19 protein-coding genes and 1 pseudogene are annotated in these 19950 nt (G+C 41.0%); 8 read left to right on the forward strand and 12 right to left on the reverse strand.

From position 1 onward, the window contains the following. Positions 1-79 precede the first annotated feature (79 nt). Positions 80-2005: a glycoside hydrolase family 97 protein gene (locus tag BCY91_RS09195; RefSeq protein WP_120181857.1), complete on the forward strand. Its 1926-nt coding sequence runs from the start codon at positions 80-82 to the stop codon at positions 2003-2005. A 14-nt stretch (positions 2006-2019) separates the two neighbouring features. On the opposite strand, the gene ung is transcribed toward BCY91_RS09195, so the two are convergent. Then, entirely contained in the window at positions 2020-2700 is a 681-nt protein-coding gene (gene ung / locus BCY91_RS09200; RefSeq protein ID WP_120181661.1) for a uracil-DNA glycosylase, read from the reverse strand. An 80-nt stretch (positions 2701-2780) separates the two neighbouring features. Here ung and BCY91_RS09205 point away from each other — a divergent pair, with 80 nt between their 5' ends. Then, positions 2781-3341 carry a DUF2892 domain-containing protein gene (locus BCY91_RS09205; protein ID WP_120181662.1) on the forward strand — a complete coding sequence of 187 codons (561 nt, stop codon included), beginning with the start codon at positions 2781-2783 and terminating at the stop codon, positions 3339-3341. Between the two features lie 99 nt (positions 3342-3440). On the opposite strand, the gene BCY91_RS09210 is transcribed toward BCY91_RS09205, so the two are convergent. The 8 genes and pseudogenes from BCY91_RS09210 to BCY91_RS09245 form a co-directional block, all read right to left on the reverse strand. Continuing rightward, positions 3441-4307, reverse strand: a complete 867-nt coding sequence (locus BCY91_RS09210; protein ID WP_120181663.1) for a DMT family transporter — start codon at positions 4305-4307, stop codon at positions 3441-3443. A 161-nt stretch (positions 4308-4468) separates the two neighbouring features. Beyond that, positions 4469-5539 carry a GAF domain-containing protein gene (locus tag BCY91_RS09215; RefSeq protein WP_120181664.1) on the reverse strand — a complete coding sequence of 357 codons (1071 nt, stop codon included), beginning with the start codon at positions 5537-5539 and terminating at the stop codon, positions 4469-4471. Between the two features lie 455 nt (positions 5540-5994). Beyond that, a pseudogene (locus tag BCY91_RS18010) lies at positions 5995-6383 on the reverse strand (DUF480 domain-containing protein); the annotation flags it as partial. Between the two features lie 23 nt (positions 6384-6406). Further along, positions 6407-7558 (reverse strand): MFS transporter, encoded by a 1152-nt coding sequence (locus BCY91_RS09225; RefSeq protein ID WP_120181665.1) that lies wholly within the window; start codon positions 7556-7558, stop codon positions 6407-6409. A 54-nt stretch (positions 7559-7612) separates the two neighbouring features. After that, entirely contained in the window at positions 7613-9526 is a 1914-nt protein-coding gene (locus BCY91_RS09230; RefSeq protein ID WP_120181666.1) for an AMP-dependent synthetase/ligase, read from the reverse strand. Between the two features lie 107 nt (positions 9527-9633). Further along, positions 9634-9960 (reverse strand): HesB/IscA family protein, encoded by a 327-nt coding sequence (locus BCY91_RS09235; protein WP_120181858.1) that lies wholly within the window; start codon positions 9958-9960, stop codon positions 9634-9636. Between the two features lie 83 nt (positions 9961-10043). Continuing rightward, positions 10044-10457, reverse strand: coding sequence for a Fe-S cluster assembly scaffold IscU (gene iscU, locus BCY91_RS09240; protein ID WP_120181667.1), 414 nt, complete (start codon positions 10455-10457; stop codon positions 10044-10046). Between the two features lie 70 nt (positions 10458-10527). After that, positions 10528-11739, reverse strand: coding sequence for an IscS subfamily cysteine desulfurase (locus BCY91_RS09245; protein ID WP_120181859.1), 1212 nt, complete (start codon positions 11737-11739; stop codon positions 10528-10530). A 245-nt stretch (positions 11740-11984) separates the two neighbouring features. Here BCY91_RS09245 and BCY91_RS09250 point away from each other — a divergent pair, with 245 nt between their 5' ends. From BCY91_RS09250 to tpiA, 3 genes are all read left to right on the forward strand, one after another. After that, positions 11985-12233, forward strand: a complete 249-nt coding sequence (locus tag BCY91_RS09250; protein WP_120181668.1) for a type B 50S ribosomal protein L31 — start codon at positions 11985-11987, stop codon at positions 12231-12233. Positions 12234-12299: 66 nt separating this feature from the next. Next, a complete protein-coding gene (locus BCY91_RS09255; protein ID WP_120181669.1) occupies positions 12300-13478 on the forward strand; it encodes a putative sugar nucleotidyl transferase in 1179 nt (392 codons plus the stop codon). 4 nt (positions 13479-13482) lie between these two features. Next, positions 13483-14247 carry a triose-phosphate isomerase gene (gene tpiA, locus BCY91_RS09260; RefSeq protein ID WP_120181670.1) on the forward strand — a complete coding sequence of 255 codons (765 nt, stop codon included), beginning with the start codon at positions 13483-13485 and terminating at the stop codon, positions 14245-14247. A 140-nt stretch (positions 14248-14387) separates the two neighbouring features. Here the strand turns inward: tpiA and BCY91_RS09265 are convergent, their stop codons facing one another. After that, positions 14388-15158 (reverse strand): SDR family NAD(P)-dependent oxidoreductase, encoded by a 771-nt coding sequence (locus BCY91_RS09265; RefSeq protein WP_120181671.1) that lies wholly within the window; start codon positions 15156-15158, stop codon positions 14388-14390. Positions 15159-15272: 114 nt separating this feature from the next. Here BCY91_RS09265 and prmA point away from each other — a divergent pair, with 114 nt between their 5' ends. From prmA to BCY91_RS09280, 3 genes are all read left to right on the forward strand, one after another. Next, positions 15273-16109, forward strand: coding sequence for a 50S ribosomal protein L11 methyltransferase (gene prmA / locus BCY91_RS09270; protein WP_120181672.1), 837 nt, complete (start codon positions 15273-15275; stop codon positions 16107-16109). 1 nt (position 16110) lies between these two features. Beyond that, entirely contained in the window at positions 16111-17475 is a 1365-nt protein-coding gene (locus BCY91_RS09275; RefSeq protein ID WP_120181673.1) for a UDP-N-acetylmuramate--L-alanine ligase, read from the forward strand. Between the two features lie 68 nt (positions 17476-17543). Further along, on the forward strand, positions 17544-17885 hold the full coding sequence (locus BCY91_RS09280) for a helix-turn-helix domain-containing protein (protein ID WP_120181674.1): 342 nt from the start codon (positions 17544-17546) through the stop codon (positions 17883-17885). A 50-nt stretch (positions 17886-17935) separates the two neighbouring features. Here the strand turns inward: BCY91_RS09280 and BCY91_RS09285 are convergent, their stop codons facing one another. Both BCY91_RS09285 and purB read right to left on the reverse strand, forming a co-directional pair. After that, a complete protein-coding gene (locus BCY91_RS09285; RefSeq protein ID WP_120181675.1) occupies positions 17936-18487 on the reverse strand; it encodes a NifU family protein in 552 nt (183 codons plus the stop codon). Positions 18488-18566: 79 nt separating this feature from the next. Further along, positions 18567-19910, reverse strand: a complete 1344-nt coding sequence (gene purB, locus BCY91_RS09290) for an adenylosuccinate lyase (RefSeq protein WP_120181676.1) — start codon at positions 19908-19910, stop codon at positions 18567-18569. Positions 19911-19950 lie beyond the last annotated feature (40 nt).

Below are 19950 nucleotides of genomic sequence, written 5' to 3' on the forward strand. Positions count from 1 at the left end.
TTATTAGTTCAGTTTCGAACGTTCTTCAAATATATAAATGGGCCGAAAAACCAACATCAAACCCCCAACAAACAAAAACATGAAAAAACACATCATCCTGAGTTTAATTGCGCTTTGCTCGGTTTTGCAACTTTACGCCAAAGAAGTAGAAGTAAGCAGCCCAGACAAAACTCTAAAAGCCAGCCTTACGCTCAACAGCAAAGGCCAGCTCTTTTACCGTATATTTAAAAACGGACAACAGGTTTTAGAGTATTCCAAATTGGGTTTAATACGTGCAGATCAAGATTTTCTGCATCAACTTAAATTTGTGTCTGTCTCTAAACCTGTTAAAGTTACCGACCATTACCAGCTAGCCGTGGCCAAACGTTTTGAAAATAATTATGAAGCAAACAAATTGGTTTTTACCGTTTCTAATGCGCAAAAGGCCTTAATGGAAGTCATATTTCAAGTTTCTGATGATGGCGTGGCCTTCCGCTATCATTTTCCAAACAAAAGCAGCGGTTTAAAAGAAATTACTTCGGAAGCTACCTCTTTCAATTTCCCGGCAGAAGCAAAAGCTTGGTTACAGCCTATGGCCGTTGCCAAAACCGGATGGAGCCAAACCAACCCGTCTTACGAGGAATTTTACGAGAAAGAAATTCAGGTAGGTACCCCGGCGCCCTTAAAAGCGGGTTGGGTTTATCCGGCCCTGTTCAAAAGTAATGGCACTTGGGTGTTAATTACAGAAACTTTTCCAGATAAGGATTACTGCGGCACACGTCTTTCAACCGAATCGCCAGCGGGCGAGTATACCGTGACATTTCCAGATCAAAGAGAGGTTATCCCCGGAAAAGCTTTAAACCCTATTTCAACCTTGCCTTGGTATTCACCATGGCGCATTTTGGCGGTCGGTAGTTTAAAAACCATTGTAGAATCAACCTTAGGGACTGATTTGGCAAAACCTGCAAAAATCAAAAACGTAGCAGATTTTAAACCGGGTATTTCTTCTTGGAGCTGGGTGATGCTTAAAGATGATTCTACAGTTTACGATGTTCAAAAGAAGTTTATCGATTACGCTGCCGATATGAATTGGGACTACTGTTTGGTAGATGCCGATTGGCATAAAAAAATAGGCCGCGATAAAATTGCTGAGCTTTCCAAATACGCGCAGACCAAAAATGTGGCTTTAATACTTTGGTACAACTCGGCCGGTAACTGGAATACCGTACCTTACGGCCCTAAAGATTTTATGCTTACAGAAGCGTCCAGAGACAAAGAATTTGCTTGGCTACAATCTATTGGTGTAAAAGGCGTAAAAGTGGATTTTTTTGGTGGCGATGGCCAATCCATGATGGCTTATTATGAAGATATTTTAACCTCCGCTGCTAAATATGGGGTATCGGTAAATTGCCATGGCTCTACTTTGCCGCGCGGTTTGCAACGCACATTTCCAAATTTGATGACGATGGAAGCCATCCGTGGGATGGAGTTTAGAACTTTTGAGCAGAAAGATGAGAATGTAGCGGCCTCGCATATTGCAACCATACCATTTACCCGCAACGTTTTTGACCCGATGGATTATACCCCAATGGCTTTGGGCGGTGTACCAAGATTTGAGAGAGGAACCACCAGTGCTATGGAATTAGCAACAGCGGTGCTTTTCCAATCCGGGGTTACACACATGGCAGAAACGCCAACAAGAATGGCGAAAGCGCCTGCATACGTACAAGATTTGTTAAAGCATTTGCCAAAACATTGGGACGATATCCGTTTTGTAGACGGTTATCCCGGAAAATATTGCGTGTTGGCGCGCAAAGCGGGTAACAAGTGGTATATTGCAGGTATAAACGGCGAAAAGGACAGCAAAGAACTAAACTTAGACTTGTCGTTTTTGCCATCCACAAGCATAACTATGATAACCGAAGGTAAGGATGCAATGGGGTTTTCATCTGCGAGTTTACAAGGCTCAACCAAGGTAAAAGTTACGCTAAATCCACACGGCGGATTTTTAATGCTTAGTCAATAAAATACCAATTACATCTACTCAGAAAGCCTCCAGTTAATGGTGGCTTTTTTGTTTTGGATTAGATATGCGTTTGCCCGGCTAAAAGGTTTTGAACCAAAAAATCCCGAGTGCGCCGAAAAAGGAGAGGGATGTGCCGATTCTATAATCAAATGCTTGCTAGCATCAATCAAGGCTTTTTTTTGCCGCGCATAATTGCCCCAAAGAATAAATACCACGTGCTCTTTTAGTTCCGATACTTTGCGGATTACCTCGTCTGTAAAAACCTCCCAGCCCTGGTTTTGGTGCGAGCCTGGTTTGCCGGCACCTACCGTTAAAGTTGCATTTAACAATAAAACACCTTGTTTAGCCCAGGCGCTCAAATTTCCACTTTTGGGCTCTTTAAAATCAGGATATTCATTAGCTAATTCTTTGAAAATGTTGCGCAGGGAAGGTGGCGGTTTTATGCCGTCTTGCACAGAGAACGAAAGTCCGTGCGCCTGTTGCGCACCATGGTAAGGGTCCTGCCCTAAAATTGCCACTTTTACTTCATCAAACGGGCAAAGTTCAAATGCGTTAAAAATATCCGAATTTCTAGGATAAACGGTTTCGCCGCGGTTTTTTTGTTCTGTTAAAAAAGCTTTTAATTTACCGAAATAAGGTTTTTCAAACTCGGCACCAAGCACTTTTAGCCAGGATGATTCTAATTTTACAGCCATATTTGTAGGGTTTTTATTGCTTTAAACCTTAAATAAACAGATATTTGCAACCACTAAAATAGAATAATAAATACGCGGACATGCCAAATTTTATCAGAATAATTATTGCAAGTTTAATTTTAGGAGTAGCCATTACCTTAATGGTGTTTTCTCATTGGGGATGGGGGATTCTGTTAATTTTTGTGGCTTTGCTTGTGTTTATCACTTTCATTTTTAATGAGCGGATGCTTTTAGCGCAGTGGTATTTACGTAAAGAAAATATGGACAAAGCCGAGCGTACGCTAATGGGCATCAAAAACTACGAGAAAGAATTGTACAAAGGCCAGTACGGTTATTACAATTTGTTAATCGGTCTTATCGAATCGCGCAAAGCGCCCATGAAATCGGAAAAATATTTTAGAAAAGCCCTGAGCTTTGGCCTGGCTATGGACCACAATATTGCGCTGGCAAACTTGAGTTTAGCTGGTGTAGAGATGGGCAAACGCAATAAACGCGAAGCACAGCGTTTGTTAAAAGAAGCCGAGAAAGCAGATAAGAATAAGCTTTTGGCCGAGCAGATTAAAATGATGAAAGGCCAAATGTCTATGTTGGACCGCACCCAGCAAGTACGTGGTGGCAAAGGCAGCTATCGTCAGTTTTAGTTATTAGTGAGTAATGGGTAGTGATAAAGACCGTTTTCTTAGGTCTTTAGTCTTTACTCCTTATTCTTTGCTCTTTGTTCTTTACTCCTTATTCCTTCTTCAGGCAAATTTCTTAGATCCGGCTACGCAGGCAATTACGCCCAACGTAATGATAATCATAAGTGTGCTTACATGCTCGTGCAAAACGCCAGCGGCTATGCCTAAGCCAAAAAACGGTTGCAGTAATTGCAGCTGACTTATGGATGCAATACCTCCCTGGGCCATTCCTTTATACCAAAATATAAAGCCAACAAACATACTAAACACCGAAACGTACAGCAATCCGCCCCAAGCCGCTAAAGAAATATGGGTAGCAGTGTTGGGTAAAAAATAAAAAGTTAAGGGCAGCATAATAGGTAAACTAATCACCAAGCACCATGATATCACCTGCCAGCCTCCCAGTGTTTTAGCTAAGCTTGCACCTTCGGCGTAGCCTAAGCCGCAAGTAATAATGGCAAGCAACATCAAGCCATTGCCTAAAGCTGATGTGGAAAAGCCTTGCAAAACGGCAAAACCCACAACAAGCGTAGCACCCACCGCCGAAAATAACCAGAATGCAGGTTTCGGTTTTTCGCCGTGGCGCCATACGCCAAAACTGGCGGTAGCTAAAGGCAGCAAACCTAAAAATACGATTGAATTGGCCGAGGTGATATATTGTAGCGCCAAAGCACTGAACAACGGAAAGCCTAACACCACACCAAAAGCTGTAAGTGCGAGTTTGCCTAAATCAGTTGTATTCGGTTTTTTTTGTTTGCCTATAAGTAACACCGCCAAAGCAATTAAGCCTGCAATACTTGCGCGGGCAACAGTTACAAAATATGGGTTTAAATCGATAACGGCGAGGCGGGTGGCAGGTAACGAGCCACTAAAAATAAGAACACCGATAAATCCATTGATCCAACCTTTGGAAACAGTAGAAGGGGGCATTTGGCAAATGTAAAAATCTGAGCCAATGAAATCAACATCAATCCGCTACAATCAGCTCTATTTCGTGTGCTTAAATAGCACCACATCACCGCAAAAAACAACCTTCATTTAGCAAATGCTTATGAGGGCTGGCTTTATCATATCAAAAGCAAAACGAAAACCTAAAAGGTCTGATTAACGATAAGGTTAATCTTCTCGTCCAATTCCTCGGTGGCATCCTTCATTTTTTGTAAGATGTCTTTATCGGCTTTATAATTTTCGTTTTCGATGATTTCCATTAACCCAAGTATGGAAGAAACGGGTTTGCGGAGTTCGTGCGATTGCATCCATGCAATCTGTTTCAAAGCTAGCTCTTGTCGATAAAGTTTTTGCTCTTGGGAAACTTGTTGCGAGATGTCCGAAGCGTTAAAAGAAACACCTATAATCTGCCCTTCTTTGTCTTTTGCCGGTCCGTAAGTCACATGCCACCATGACGGGCCTTCTGAAGTTTCGATAAATTTCTCAATGGCAATGCGCTCGCCAGCCACACACCTCTTAAAATTAATGATGAAGTCGTTCGCGTAATCAGCAAAAAAAGTGGTGGCGGCAACGCCTTTTTTCATGCTTGGCCCAAAAGACTCTTTTGCTTTGTTGTTGTATGCTGCAATGTTCATGTCTAAATCAATCAAAAGATGGATCGAGCTGGATGCGTCGAAAAAAGACCGAAGTTTATTGGTCGAATCTTTCGCTTTAATGTAAAGCTCTTTCAAAATACGTAGGCTGTTATCAAACTCTAACAAATGGATAATCTGTTTGGATAAAATATCTAGCATCTGCAATTGGTAGCCTTCCAGTTTGCGCGGTTTACGGTCTGTCACACAAAGGCTTCCTAAACAATGCCCGTCTAGAGTAGTTAACGGGATGCCGGCGTAAAAGCGGACTTTAATACCCTCTTTTGCTAGTGGCTGGGCATTAAAACGTGCATCTTTCCTGGCATCCTCAATAACCACACTTTCTTTTGTTTTAATTACCAAATCGCAAAAGGCATTTTCGCGGGGCGAGTTTTCTAAAGCGGTGCCTACCTTAAAACGCACATGCTGAGTATCGTGGTTTAATAAGGTAATGAGAGCGACAGGTGTATTACACACTTTAGCCGTTAATGCTGTAATCTCCTTCAACTGCGCTTCTTTTTCTATTTCCAGCTCTAGGAAACGGTTTACCTGCATCAATCGTTCTAATTCTTTAAAAGGCATTTTCTTATGTCTGTAAGGATGCCTGTTTTGCGAACAGCCAACGGCAATGAAGTTAATTAGAATTCGGTGAAATTTTAAAACATTTTTAACCCTTTATTTAAACAAACTTAATTTTAAACCGAAAGTTGACCGTTTATTACTCGTTATGTCCCAAGTGTTTTACGCTTGATACCGCTTAGGTAAATGTTATCATTCTATTCAAGCCTTTTATTTTATCCCATTAATTCATGTATCAACTTATCAAAATCTGCTTTAAGCTGGGCATAATTTTCTTCCAATTGCGCAACACGTGATTCCAATTCGCTTACAGATTTTCGAGCAGGTTCTGCAACAAAATCGTCTTCATCAGAAATTTCCGGCTCTCCGGCAAATAAATGGGCATAGCGTGCTTCTTTTTGTCCGGCTCGCTTGGGCAGTTGAACAATATATGGCGGTTCTACGGAGGCTAACTGTTCTAAAACTTCATGCACGTTATCTAAACTTTCAAATTCATAAAGCCTGCCCGCGTTACTGTTAATTTCCCCGGGCGTTAAAGGGCCTCGTAAAAATAGCAGGCACATTACTGCAACTTGCGCCGGAACTACCGGATAAACGATAGCGAAATTATGTTTGTATTTTGTTGCACGACTGCTTCCGCCGGTTGCGGTGGATGTTAAACCTTTTTTCTTTAAGCTATCCAACGCTAAAACAACGGTTTCCGCGAGCTTTTTTGGTTGCATGCCGCCGTTAGTGCGTTTAATGTCATCGGATAATAATCCGGCGTGGTTTTGCTTTTCTCCATCAAGGCGCCCAACACGCGGATTTCTTGGCTGTTTAAAATAGGTAAGGTTTTGTTTTGGTCCATGGTGTAACAATTGAAAGCCTAAGCTAAACAATTTCGCGCGGACGGATAAATTTCTGAAACAATAGATGTGCAATTGGTGCAATCATAATTCCCGCTGCTGCAAAAAGCGCGAAAGATACTCTAAGATTTAAGGCGTGAGATATATATCCGATGATTGGCGGGCCAATCAACATCCCAGAAATGGTGTAGGTGGTAATGATAGATAAGGCCATGCCCGGGGCATATTTGTCCGATTTTCCGGCTAAGGCGTAGGTCATAGGCACCACGGAAGCGGTACCCGCACCCACAAAAGCAAAACCAATTAAACCCGCCCAAAAATACGGCAAGGCAATAGAAAGTATAATGCCCGAAAAAATAAGCCCGGCGCTGAGCATGTAGTTGCGGTACATGCCAATTTTAGCTATAATAGTTCCGGATAAAAAGCGGAAACCGGCCATAAACGTCATGAAGGTAAGGAAGCCATAAGTGAATATCGGCGTTTGTATTACTTCTTTAAAATATACGCCGCTCCAGTCAAACATTCCTCCTTCGCAAACCGCGGCACAAAAAGCCAACAAGCCTAGCATAAAAATGTAAGGATCCGGTTTGCCGATGATGATTTTATTGCCTTTTTCGGGTTTATCGTTTCTGATGAGATAGGGATAGGCAAATGCGCATGCAATGATGACTAAAATTGCGATGGCGATTAAATGAACCTGAATGCTTACCTGATATTTTAGCAGGAAAGTAGTCAAGGCGGCGCCTACGATGCCTCCGGCGCTCCACAAACCGTGGAAGGTGCCCAAAATGTTTCTGGAAAACAGCTTTTGAAGATTTACTCCTTGAGTGTTTAGCGATAAGTTGAGCGTACGTGTGGTAAACGCGTAGGCAGATATCCCAACAGACAGTAAAAAAATAGAATTTGCATTTCCTATCAGCATCAGCGAAAGCGCATTGATGAAAATAGATACTATCAAAGGTTTCCGGCTGTTAAAGCGCGAAACTAACCATCCCGAAAAAGGCAGGCTAACCATAGAGCTGATAGGCATCAGAATCAGTAACGAACCGAGTTCAGCATCATTTAGTTGGAAATTTGCCTTAATATTTGGAATGCGCGATGCCCAAGTTGCAAAACTAACGCCTATGAAAAAGAAAATTAAACCGATAAAAGCTCGTTGATGCTTAGAAGATGGCATGTGAAATTTTTTGCAAATATCTTCTTTTTACGCAAAGCAAAAGTCTTTTTTTGGTCAATCTGCCTCTACCGCCGCTTTGTACATATGGTCGATATAATCAGCGTATTTTTTCTCGATCACCTTACGTTTTGGTTTTAAAGTAGGAGTAATATCGCCATCTTCAATGGTAAAAGGGTTACGCTTGATGATGAAATTTTTGATACGTTCAAACTTCGCCAGCTCGGGCGAAAGCTTTCGGATGTCTTCTCCAAACCATTTAACAATCTGCTCGTCATCAATAAATAAATCGGGCTTGTTAAAAAATGCCTCGTCTAAGTTGAAAGCTTCCTGCATCGTCTCGCGACTTGGAGTTATAATAGCAGTTACATATTCGCGCTTATCGCCAATCAAGAAAATGCTCTCAATTTTAGGGCTTTTTAAGTAGGTGTTTTCAACCGGGGTTGGATAAATGTTTTTGCCATAAGCATTCACCAACATATTTTTAATACGATCGGTAATCTGCAAGTTCCCTTTGTAAAAACGCCCAACGTCGCCAGTGTGGAACCAACCGTCGGCATCTATTACCTCAGCTGTTTCCTGTGGCTTGTTCCAATAGCCGCGCATTACGCAATGCCCGCGCACGCAAATCTCGCCTTCATCACATTGGAAAGCCTCATTAAATGTTTCGTGGGTTTGTATACTGATGAACTTTTTGGTCTCTACATCTTGTATGCCTACTTCTATACCGGGAATCACTCTACCCACCGTTCCGTAAACTTGACGGTGATACTCCGTTACCGACATTACCGGCGAAGTTTCCGTTAAGCCGAAACCTTCTAATATTTTAATGCCTAAATCGCCAAAAAACTCCCCAACATTTTTAGGCAAAGCTGCGCCACCAGAAATCATAAATTTTAACCGGCCGCCGGTTTTCTCCTTTATTTTGCTAAAAACCAGCTTCTCTGCCAAGGCATGTTTGGCCTGCATAATTAAGCCGGGCTTATTGCCCGTTTCTTTTAGCTGCCGGTAATTTTTGCCGGTTTCTAAGGCCCATAAAAATATTTTTGCTTTGGTGCCTCCGCCAGCTGTTCCGCTTTTGATGGCTTTATCGTGTATTTTCTCTAGCAGCCGGGGCACGCAAGACATCACCGTTGGTTTAACCTCGCCCATGTTTTTCGCCAATAGCTCTAAACTTTGCGCAAAAGCTATTTTACAGCCCATTGCACAGCAAACATGATAAGTTGCAGTGCGCTCAAAAACGTGGGATAGCGGTAAAAACGAAAGGAAAGTTTCGTGATGGCCGATCACCGGAATTTGTTGCAGGCAAACTTTCACATTCTCTACAAAATTTGCGTGTGTAAGCATCACACCTTTGGGTGTACCGGTGGTGCCGGAAGTATAAATTAACCCCGAAAGGTCTGATGCCTGCACCTGCGCGCGTCTTTTCTCAATTTCTTCGCGATATTTTTCTAAATTATTTTTTCCTTCGGCAATTACGTTGCTTAAGCTGATGATGCCTGCATTGACTTTATTGTTGCCCACAATTTTTTGGAAATCGTCAAAAGCCGGAATTATCCTAACCAATTCTGAGCAGTGGTTAGCAATTTTTAAAATCTTTTTCAACAGAAAAGGATTGCCAACTAAAATTGTCTTTGCGCCAGAATCAATTAAAATGTATTCAATTTCTGCTTCAGATAGGGTGGGGTAAATAGAAGTATTAACTGCACCAATTTGTTGCAACGCTTGGTCGTAATAAACATAGTCTGGGCCATTCTCAATAATGAAGGCAATACGGTCGCCTTTGCAAATGCCCATCTCTAAAAAGTATGCGCTAATTGCATCTGCATTGGCTAGGGTGGTTTCAAAAGAAATTTCCTCCCAAACTTCTTTTTCTTTTCTGATTAAAAAAGTGTCAGTAGCCGAATGGATATTTTTTACCACGTTTCTTAAAAGCTGTGGTACGGTTGTCAAAGTAGAAATACTGCTCATTATTTGCCTACGCGGTTGCCTAATATTAATTTAACAATATCCGCTAAAATAAATAAAAAAACAAAGGCGCCTTTTGGGCGCCTTAAATTTTATATAACAGCTTGGTTTTAAACCGAGAAGCTCTCGCCACATCCGCAGGTGCGGGATGCGTTGGGGTTAACAAAGTTGAAGCCCTTTCCGTTTAAACCATCAGAAAAATCAAGTTCTGTGCCGGCCAAATAAAGAAAAGATTTCATATCTAACACAATTTTTAAGCCTTTATCTTCAAACTCTTGATCACCTTTTTGGGCTTCGTTATCAAAATCCATGTTATAAGATAAACCAGAACAACCGCCGCCTTTTACCGATACGCGGAGAAAGTACGATTCGTCCAGGCCAGCGTCCCTCATCAGTTCATCAACCTTACTTTTTGCCTTATCTGTTATTGTTACCATTTTTTTTGAGTATTGAGATTTGCGTATTGAGTATAGAGCCATTTGCAAAGTCGCAATACGCACTACTCATATCGCAAATACAATTAGTGGTGCGATTTCTCCAATTCAATAGCTTCCATACCGTTTTTCACGCGGTAGTCGTTAATTGCAGATTTAATTGCGTCTTCTGCCAATACCGAGCAGTGGATTTTCACCGGTGGCAAAGCCAATTCTTCCACAATATCCATATTATCGATAGTTAAAGCGTCGTCTATTGTTTTTCCTTTTAACCACTCTGTAGCTAACGAAGACGATGCAATTGCCGAGCCACAACCAAATGTTTTAAACTTTGCGTCGGTAATTACCTGGTTTTCGTCTACCTCAATTTGCAAACGCATCACGTCGCCACATTCCGGGGCGCCTACCAAACCTGTTCCAACGCTTTGTTTAGCCTTATCAAGCGTTCCTACGTTTCTTGGGTTGCTGTAATGATCTATTACCTTATCTGAATATGCCATAACTTTATCCTCCTTTTCCGCTCCTTGGAGCTTATTTTTTAATTTTAATTTTATTACTTTTTATTTCTTCCTAGTGCTCTGCCCACTCAATAGAATCTAAATCTATACCTTCTTTAAACATCTCCCACAGTGGCGAAAGCTCGCGTAAGTGGTTTACGGCTTTAATGGTGTTTTCGATAGCAAAGTCTACTTCTTCTTCTGTAGTAAAGCGCCCTAAACCGAAACGGATAGATGAATGCGCCAAATCATCAGACAAGCCTAAGCTTTTTAATACGTAAGATGGTTCTAAAGATGCGGACGTACAAGCAGAGCCCGAAGATACCGCCATGTCTTTCATCGCCATCATTAAACCTTCTCCCTCTACATATTTAAAAGAAATATTTGCAGTATGCGGAATGCGGTGTTCCACATTTCCGTTTACGTATGACTCTTCTAACACCGTTAAGTTACGCTCCAGTTTATCTCTCAAGGCAGCTAAGCGTTTAGATTCTTCTGCCATCTCATTATAGCAAATTTCTGCCGCTTTTCCTAATCCTACAATGCCAGGTACGTTTAAAGTGCCAGAACGCATGCCTCTTTCGTGACCACCGCCATCCATTTGTGCAGTAACTTTAACGCGCGGATTTTTTCTGCGAACATACAAAGCACCTACGCCTTTTGGCCCGTACATTTTATGTGCAGAAAGTGCCAATAAATCAATGCCATCTTCAATTACGTTTACCGGAATTTTTCCTACCGCTTGTACGGCATCTGTAAAGAAAAGCGCGCGGTGTTTATGCGTAATTGCAGAAATTTCTTTGATAGGCTGAACTACGCCAATTTCGTTATTGGCATACATAATGGCAACCAAAATGGTTTGGTCGGTAAAAGCAGCCTCTAATTTATTTAGGTCTACCAAGCCATCTTGTTCAACATCTAAATAGGTTACCTGTGCGCCTAGTTTCTCTAAATGTTTACAGGTATCTAATACGGCTTTATGCTCGGTAGTTAAGGTGATGATATGGTTGCCTTTTTCTTTGTACATCTCGTACACACCTTTGATCGCCAAGTTGTCTGATTCTGTAGCTCCAGAGGTGAAAATAATTTCTTTATCTGTAGCACCAATCAGCTTGGCAACCTGCTCGCGCGCATAATCAACACCTTCTTCTGCGGCCCAACCAAAAGGGTGGTTTCTGCTGGCTGCATTTCCAAATTTTTCATTAAAATAAGGCAACATCGCCTCAAGCACTCTAGGGTCTAAAGGCGTTGTAGCATTGTTGTCTAAATATATAGGAGTCTTTATCATCGTCAAATGAATTATTTACCCTGCAAAGGTATGAAAAAACTTTTCAGAACGCTAGCGCGATAGGGGTAGAACTGGTCTAAATCAGTCATTCCTTTGCAATTATTGTTTAGCTGTTTTTACAGATAAATGCCAGTAGATGACGAAGTAGCTGCATTTTGAAATTTGTAAACATCATTTTTGTAATACATAAAATATTAATATATTTGCGCTCCTAAAAATTGGGGAACGAATAAGAAATTAGCATGAAAAAAGATTTGCATCCATCGAATTATAGATTAGTTGTTTTTAAAGATATGTCTAACGACTATTCTTTTATCACTAAATCTTGCATTAACACCAACGAAACTACTACTTGGGAAGACGGAAATGAGTATCCTTTGGTAAAATTGGAGATTTCTCATACATCGCACCCATTTTATACCGGTAAAATGAAATTGGTTGATACCGCTGGTCGTATTGATAAATTCAAAAGCCGTTACGCAAAAAAATAAGTTTAAAATAAATTTATATACGAAGTCCCTTCTTGCCAGTTGGGACTTTTTTTGTTTTTTTGCACTATGACAGTCATATTTTTCGATGATCAATCGCGAGAAAGCCTATTGCCCTTAACCTACACACGGCCAGTAGCTGATTTGCGGATTGGAATCATGAAAATTTCGGAGAAGTGGCTCCGCCATTTTAAAACCGATAAGCATTATTACCAAACCCAAACCTATCTTCAAGAAAAATTCGCCACCGGCTCTGGAAGCTTAAATATTTTCATTAACGGTTCAGTTTGCCCAAATACGCAACTGTTTGAAGCTGTTGTGGCTTTAAAAGATGGGGAAGCGCTAATGCACGAAGATATTTGCATTGCCGTAAAAACCTCACAGCCGCAATTAAACATCCGTGCGCTAGAAAATTTCAAACAAGTTCATTTTGATGAACAGTTTATTAAAATCACCTATCCCGAAGATATTTTTAAATTTAATGCAGATGCTTTGCGCGAGGATTTTGACGCGCTAACAAGAGGCAGAACATCAGCAAAACTGAGCAATACCAACACGATTTTAGGTACGGATATTTTTGTAGAAGAGGGAGTAAGTGCGGAGTGCTGTACTTTTAATACCCATAACGGGCCAATTTATTTAGGCAAAAACAGTCAGGTTTGGGAAGGAACCAATATTAGGGGAGGCTTGGCTTTGTGCGAAAATTCGCAGATAAAAATGGGCGCAAAAATTTATGGTGCTACTACCATTGGTCCCAATTCGCGTATTGGCGGCGAGGTGAACAATGCTGTAATCTGGGGCAACTCATCAAAAGGGCACGAGGGGTATTTAGGTAATTCTGTAGTGGGCGAGTGGTGCAACTTTGGCGCAGACAGCAACAACTCTAACCTAAAAAACAACTATGCGGAAGTGAAACTCTGGGATTATAGTAAACAGCGTTTCCGCCGTACAGGCTTGCAATTTTGCGGTTTAATTATGGCCGACCATGCTAAATGTGGCATAAACACCATGTTTAACACGGGCACGGTGGTAGGTGTGGCGGCAAATGTGTTTGGCGCCGGTTTTCCGCGCAATTACATCGCAGATTTTGCTTGGGGCGGGGCCCAAGGTTTTGAAGTTTATACCTTAAACAAAATGTTTGATACGGTGGTAAAAGTGTTTGAGCGCCGCGGGCGTTTGTTTGACGAAATGGAAAGAAATATCCTAACCAATATATTTAATTTAACAGAAGAGTACAGAAGATTTTAACATTATGAGAAAGAAAATTGTAGCCGGAAACTGGAAAATGAACAAAAACTACACCGACGGTTTGTCTTTATTTTCGGAGGTTTTAAACATGGTGAAAGATGAAGTTCGTGGACAGCAACAGGTAATTGTTTGTGCGCCTTTTATTCATTTGCACAGTTTAACCGCTCTAGCAAAAGGACACGCACAATTGAGCGTTGGTGCACAAAATATGCATCAGGAGGCTTCTGGCGCTTACACCGGCGAAATCTCTGGAGAAATGTTGGCTTCGGTTGGCGTACAACACGTAATTTTAGGCCACTCGGAACGTCGGCAGTATTTTGGCGAAACAGATGCGCTTTTGGCTAAAAAAGTTGATGCGGCTTTAGGTAACGGTTTAGCACCTATCTTTTGCATCGGCGAAACTTTGACCGAACGCGAAGGCGGCTCTCATTTTGATGTTGTAAAAAAACAATTGGCAGACGGAACTTTCCATCTAAGTGCGGATGATTTTAAAAAGTTGGTGATTGCTTATGAGCCGGTTTGGGCTATTGGTACCGGTTTAACGGCAACAGATGAGCAAGCGCAAGAAATTCACGCTTTTATCCGCAAACAAATTGCCGAAAAATATGGTGAAGCAGTAGCTGATGAAACCTCTATTTTATACGGTGGCAGTTGTAACCCTAAAAATGCTGGGGGCTTATTTGCACAAGCAGATATTGACGGTGGCTTGATAGGCGGTGCTTCGTTAAAATCGCGTGATTTTGTTGATATTGCTAAGACCTATAATTAAAAAGCTTTAAGTTTAAAAGTTAAAGCCCAGGTGACTAGTTCATTTAGGCTTTAACTTTTAAACCTTATACCTCAATCCTTCTCCCTCAAACCTTACACCTTCCTCCTCAAGCCTTACACCCTCCTCCTCAAGCCTTAATTTTATTGCTCTTCATAATGATAGGTGAGTCCGCCATCAATAAAATAAGTACTGCCGGTAATATAAGATGCATCATCGCTGGCTAAGAAAGCCACTAAGCCCGCCACTTCTTCTGGGGTACCCATACGCTCCATCGGAATGTTTTCTAAAAGCGCTTTCATTTTTGCTTTGTCGGCCATCATTTTTTTGTTGATGGGCGTAGCAATAGCACCCGGCGCAACATTGTTAATCCTTATTTTTAAAGGCGCTAATTCTGTCGCCAAGTTTCGCATCAGCATTTTTAAACCGCCCTTGCTGGCACAATAAGCGGCAAAATGGGGGAAAATAATTTCTTCGTGCACCGAGCTCATGTTTATCACCACACCGCCACGTTTCTCTTTCATGCAGTATTTAGCGTAGGCTTGCGTGCCAAAAAAAACGGCTTTCAGATTGGTATCCATCACTAAATCATAATCTTCTGGTGTAACATTCCAAAAATCGGCCGAGCGTTCAACACCGGCATTGTTAACCAATATATCTAAGCCACCAAGCGCTTCAATGGCTTCATTTACTAAATCAATCACGTTTTGGGGAGCGCTAATGTCTTTTGCTATAAAATGTATTTTTGTGCCCAGTTTCTCCATTTCTTTTACCAACAGGCCCGCATCTTCATCCAAATGGCGCCCGTTTAAAACGATATTTGCGCCTTCTGAAGCTAGGCGGTTTGCACAAGCTTGGCCAATGCCAGAACTGCTTCCGGTTATCAGAACGTTTTTTCCTTCAAATCTTTTCATAAGCTTTTTTTATCAAGTTAAACAAGAATACGACCAAAGCGCATTACCTTAGCTTTGCAAAGCTGTTGGCCGTGGTTTTTTGGTGCCTCAGCGTTAATTCTTGGATTTTACGAAATGGATTATATAGAACTGAAATTTAAACTGGAAGACCCAGAGGCTTACCGGAAAGATATTTTAATAGATGCCTTAGCTAATGTTGGTTTTGATACTTTTGAAGAACATGACGAGGGTTTTTCTGCCTATGTGGTTAAAGAAAATTTTGAGCAAACGGCAATGGAGCTCGCCCTAGAGCCATTCGCCGATTTTGATTTTGCTTACGAAATAAACAACGTAAAATCGGAAAACTGGAATGCCGTATGGGAAAGCAATTTTGAACCGATACATATAAAAGACCAGGTTTACGTACGCGCCACTTTTCACAATCCTAAGCCGGATTTTCCTTACGAGATAGTCATTGACCCAAAAATGTCTTTTGGCACAGGCCATCATCAAACTACTGCTTTAATGATGGAATATTTATTAGAAGCCGATTTACAAGATAAAGAGTTATTGGATATGGGTTGTGGTACGGCCATCTTGGCTATTTTAGCAGCTAAATTGGGCGCAAAATCTTTGGTTGCGATTGATTACGACCCTGTATGTTACGAAAGCACTTTAGAAAACGCGGAGTTAAACGGCATTGATAAGCTTACTGCGTACTGCGGTTCTAAAGAAGCAATTCCCAACCAAAAATACGATGTGATCTTAGCAAATATCAATCGCAATATTTTGTTAGATCAAATGGAAAGCTATTCCGGCGTTTTAAAGACCAAGGGTGAAATATATTTCAGTGGCTTTTATGAAGAACCAGATTTGGGGATAATTAAAGCTGCCGCAGAAAATTTAGGAATGCAATACGTTAACCATAAGAAGAAAGACGCTTGGGTAGCGGCAAAGTTTATCAAAAAATAATATGAGAGTACATTTTATTGCCATTGGCGGTGCAGCTATGCACAACTTAGCTATTGCCTTACATTTAAAAGGCTACGAAGTTAGCGGGTCTGATGATGCGATTTACGAACCTTCCAGAACGCGTTTAGCAAAGCACGGCTTATTGCCTGATGCGGATGGTTGGCGCCCCGAGTTGCTAAACGATAAAATAGATGCGGTAATCTTAGGGATGCACGCACGCGCAGACAATCCGGAGCTGCTGAAGGCCCAAAGTTTAGGCTTAAAAATTTACTCGTACCCAGAATATGTTTATGAGCAAGCTAGAAATAAAAAACGTGTAGTGATAGGTGGCAGCCACGGGAAAACCACCATCACTTCCATGATCTTGCATGTGCTAAATTATTATCAAAAAGACTTTGATTATTTGGTAGGGGCACAAATTGCCGGTTTTGAAAATATGGTGCGTTTGTCTGATGCTCCGGTTATTGTTATAGAAGGTGATGAATATTTGGCGTCGCCGATAGATAGGCGGCCGAAATTCCACTTGTACAAAGCACATGTGGGTGTAATAAGTGGCGTTGCCTGGGACCATATCAATGTGTTTCCAACCTTTGATAGCTACAAAGCGCAGTTTAGCAAATTTATAGACACCCTTGAGCGAAACGGTACATTGATATACTGCGCTGAAGATGAGGTTTTGAAAAAAATTGTTGCCCAGCATACAAGCAGGAACGATGTGCGGAAAATTCCGTACGAAACTCCTCTTTATGAAATAAGGGAAGGGAAAACCTACTTGGTAACTGCCGGTAAGGAGGTTGGACTAGAAGTTTTTGGCAAACATAATTTACAAAACTTAACCGCAGCGCGTTTGGTGTGCGCCCAGCTGGATGTTTCTGAGGAAGATTTTTATGCTGCGATAGCTAGTTTTAGCGGTGCGGCAAAACGCCTAGAGAAATTAGGAGAAACGGCACATAAAGCAGTTTTTAAAGATTTTGCGCACTCGCCATCTAAGTTGAAAGCAACAGTTGAAGCGGTAAAATCGCAATACCCTCAGCGCAGTTTAATTGCTTGCATTGAGCTGCATACATTCAGCAGCTTAAATGAAAATTTTTTAAACGAGTACTCGGGTACTTTTAATGGCGCAGATTTTGCGGTCGTGTACATCGATCAAAAAACCTTCGAACAGAAGAAGTTAAAACCGTTTAACGGCGAAGATGTGATGAAAGCATTCGGGAACAAAAATTTATTGTTTTATGACAATCCCGAAAAACTAAAACGATATATTGAATCGTTTGAAATATCTGACTGTAATCTGTTGATGATGAGCTCTGGAACATTCGGAAGTATTGATTTGGTTACATTGGCAAACTCTTTTCTTTACAGGTAAGAAATGTTTATATTAGGAGCGTTAAAACTCATGTTGTAGATTTAAAGTTTAAAAAGCGAAAAAAAGATATGAAATTACTAGGAAAAAAAATCAGACTTCTAAGACATCAAAGAGGATGGAGCCAAGAGGACGTAGCTAAGCAATTGGATATTTCCATTCCGGCTTTTTCTAAGATAGAAACCGGTATTACAGATGTAAACCTTTCTCGTTTAGAACAAATTTCGGCTTTGTTTGAGATGTCGGTGGTCCAGTTGCTAACTTATAATGATCCGGAGCAGGAAATAAAAAATGCTTCTGATTTGGAAGTTGCCAATAAAAAACTGCACGACCGCGATGCGGAAGTTATTGAGTTGCAGAAAAAAGTGATCGAGCTGTACGAAGAAATCAGAAACTCAAAAAGTTTCGGTTAAAAAAAAGTCCTGAAGAAAATTCAGGACTTTTTTTATGATAAAGCTGTTGCTTATAAAGCTTCGGAAACTACTTCCTTCACTTCTGGCACCATCCTTTGTAATAAACTTTGGATGCCAGATTTTAAGGTGATGGTTGATGAAGGGCAACCGCTGCAAGAACCGCGAAGTTCTACCGTAACCACACCATCTTCAAAAGAACGATAGCTGATAGCGCCACCGTCTTGCTCAACCGCCGGACGCACATAATCGTTTAAAATCTGCTGAATTTTAATTTCGGTTTCTGTGCCTTCAAAAACCAAATTTTCTTCCTCTGTTTTGTCTTGTACGGCATATTCAGATTCTATGGCTCCTTTTACAAACTCCTTTAGCAAAGGCTCAATATCCGCCCAGTCTGCATCTTCTGTTTTGGTGATAGTCACAAAATTGCTGGCGAAAAATACGCCGTTTACAAAGTTGAATTTGTAAAGCTCAGACGCAAATTTGGAGTGCTCGGCGCTTTCTTTGGTCGGGAAATCTACACTTCCGTTAATCAACAGTTTGTTTACAATGAATTTCATTGTAGCCGGATTTGGGGTGGATTCTGTATATACGGTGATGTTCATTTTTTTAATCTTTTTTGTAAAAATAACCAACCTTTACGAAAGAAACGTGCAATAAGCGCTATTTTACGCCTTAATGACTTTAAATGCCGGTATAACTGCTTGGCGTAATAGCGCGCAATTCGGCTTTAACTTCATCAGTTACATCCAGCGTTTCTATAAAATCAGCCATTACTTGGGCGTTAATTTGGGTGTTTGTACGCGTTAAATCCTTTAGTGCCTCGTAAGGGTTCGGATAGTTTTCTCTTCTTAAAATGGTTTGGATAGCTTCTGCTACCACCGCCCAGTTGTTATCTAAATCTGCTTGAATCTCTTTTTGGTTTAGCAACAATTTATTTAAGCCTTTAATGGTCGATTTTAAAGCGATAATGGTATGCGCCAATGGAACCCCAATGTTACGCAACACGGTAGAGTCGGTTAAATCGCGCTGCAAGCGGCTTACTGGAAGTTTTGCCGCCAAATGTTCAAATAAAGCATTGGCAATGCCGATGTTTCCTTCCGAGTTTTCAAAATCTATAGGGTTAACTTTATGTGGCATGGCGGATGAACCTACTTCTCCTTCTTTAATTTTCTGTTTGAAGTAGTTCATGGAAATATAGGTCCAAAAATCACGATTAAGATCCAGCACAATATTGTTGATTCTTTTTAAGCCATCAAACTGCGCCGCCATGTAATCGTAATGTTCAATTTGGGTGGTATTTTGCAAGCGCTTCAACTTCAGTTTCTTATCAACAAAATTATTTCCAAAGTTTTTCCAGTTTATTAGGGGAAAAGCTACATGATGCGCGTTAAAATTGCCGGTAGCGCCACCAAATTTTGCGCCGAACGGAATTTCTTGCAGTAATGCAAGCTGGTTTTCTAAACGCTCTACAAACACTTGAACTTCTTTGCCCAAACGCGTTGGCGATGCTGGCTGCCCATGCGTATGTGCCAACATAGAAACGTGTTTCCATTCTTTTGCCAAGTCACTCAAGGTATTGATGAGTTCTTGCAATTGAGGATAATAAATTATCGATAAACCCGCTTTTAAAGAATAAGGAATGGCAGTATTGTTAATGTCCTGCGAGGTTAAGCCAAAATGGATATATTCTTTATAAGCGGAAAGGCCCAGTTCGTCGAACTTCTTTTTGATGAAATATTCCACCGCCTTTACATCATGATTGGTGGTTTTCTCAATCTCTTTTACCGCTAAAATATCCTCTTCGGTCAGATTGTTTATTTCTAAGCGTATAGCATCAAAATTATAATTGGACAAACCTTTTAAAGCGGGCAAAGGAAGCTCACATAAAGCGATAAAATACTCTACTTCTACAAAAATACGGTACTTAATAAGCGCAGCTTCAGAAAAGTATGCGCCTAAATCGGCAGTCTGGCTGTGGTAGCGTCCGTCTATTGGAGAAATAGCGTTAAGCGTTGAAATATTCATTTGATTGGATTGTTTGCACAAAAATAACAAAGTAAGTTGA

Source organism: Pelobium manganitolerans, from assembly GCF_003609575.1.
GTDB lineage: Bacteria > Bacteroidota > Bacteroidia > Sphingobacteriales > Sphingobacteriaceae > Pseudopedobacter > Pseudopedobacter manganitolerans.

Excerpts from the sequence above, each read along its gene's own strand:
- BCY91_RS09235 (WP_120181858.1), bottom strand. The coding sequence starts at position 9,960 with ATGGTAACAATAACAGATAAGGCAAAAAGTAAGGTTGATGAACTGATG.
- BCY91_RS09230 (WP_120181666.1), bottom strand. The coding sequence starts at position 9,526 with ATGAGCAGTATTTCTACTTTGACAACCGTACCACAGCTTTTAAGAAAC.
- BCY91_RS09215 (WP_120181664.1), bottom strand. The coding sequence starts at position 5,539 with ATGCCTTTTAAAGAATTAGAACGATTGATGCAGGTAAACCGTTTCCTA.
- ung (WP_120181661.1), bottom strand. The coding sequence starts at position 2,700 with ATGGCTGTAAAATTAGAATCATCCTGGCTAAAAGTGCTTGGTGCCGAG.
- BCY91_RS09195 (WP_120181857.1), top strand. The coding sequence starts at position 80 with ATGAAAAAACACATCATCCTGAGTTTAATTGCGCTTTGCTCGGTTTTG.
- prmA (WP_120181672.1), top strand. The coding sequence starts at position 15,273 with ATGGATTATATAGAACTGAAATTTAAACTGGAAGACCCAGAGGCTTAC.
- BCY91_RS09255 (WP_120181669.1), top strand. The coding sequence starts at position 12,300 with ATGACAGTCATATTTTTCGATGATCAATCGCGAGAAAGCCTATTGCCC.
- BCY91_RS09285 (WP_120181675.1), bottom strand. The coding sequence starts at position 18,487 with ATGAACATCACCGTATATACAGAATCCACCCCAAATCCGGCTACAATG.
- BCY91_RS09250 (WP_120181668.1), top strand. The coding sequence starts at position 11,985 with ATGAAAAAAGATTTGCATCCATCGAATTATAGATTAGTTGTTTTTAAA.
- BCY91_RS09210 (WP_120181663.1), bottom strand. The coding sequence starts at position 4,307 with ATGCCCCCTTCTACTGTTTCCAAAGGTTGGATCAATGGATTTATCGGT.
- BCY91_RS09205 (WP_120181662.1), top strand. The coding sequence starts at position 2,781 with ATGCCAAATTTTATCAGAATAATTATTGCAAGTTTAATTTTAGGAGTA.
- BCY91_RS09275 (WP_120181673.1), top strand. The coding sequence starts at position 16,111 with ATGAGAGTACATTTTATTGCCATTGGCGGTGCAGCTATGCACAACTTA.
- purB (WP_120181676.1), bottom strand. The coding sequence starts at position 19,910 with ATGAATATTTCAACGCTTAACGCTATTTCTCCAATAGACGGACGCTAC.
- BCY91_RS09225 (WP_120181665.1), bottom strand. The coding sequence starts at position 7,558 with ATGCCATCTTCTAAGCATCAACGAGCTTTTATCGGTTTAATTTTCTTT.
- tpiA (WP_120181670.1), top strand. The coding sequence starts at position 13,483 with ATGAGAAAGAAAATTGTAGCCGGAAACTGGAAAATGAACAAAAACTAC.
- BCY91_RS09265 (WP_120181671.1), bottom strand. The coding sequence starts at position 15,158 with ATGAAAAGATTTGAAGGAAAAAACGTTCTGATAACCGGAAGCAGTTCT.
- iscU (WP_120181667.1), bottom strand. The coding sequence starts at position 10,457 with ATGGCATATTCAGATAAGGTAATAGATCATTACAGCAACCCAAGAAAC.
- BCY91_RS09280 (WP_120181674.1), top strand. The coding sequence starts at position 17,544 with ATGAAATTACTAGGAAAAAAAATCAGACTTCTAAGACATCAAAGAGGA.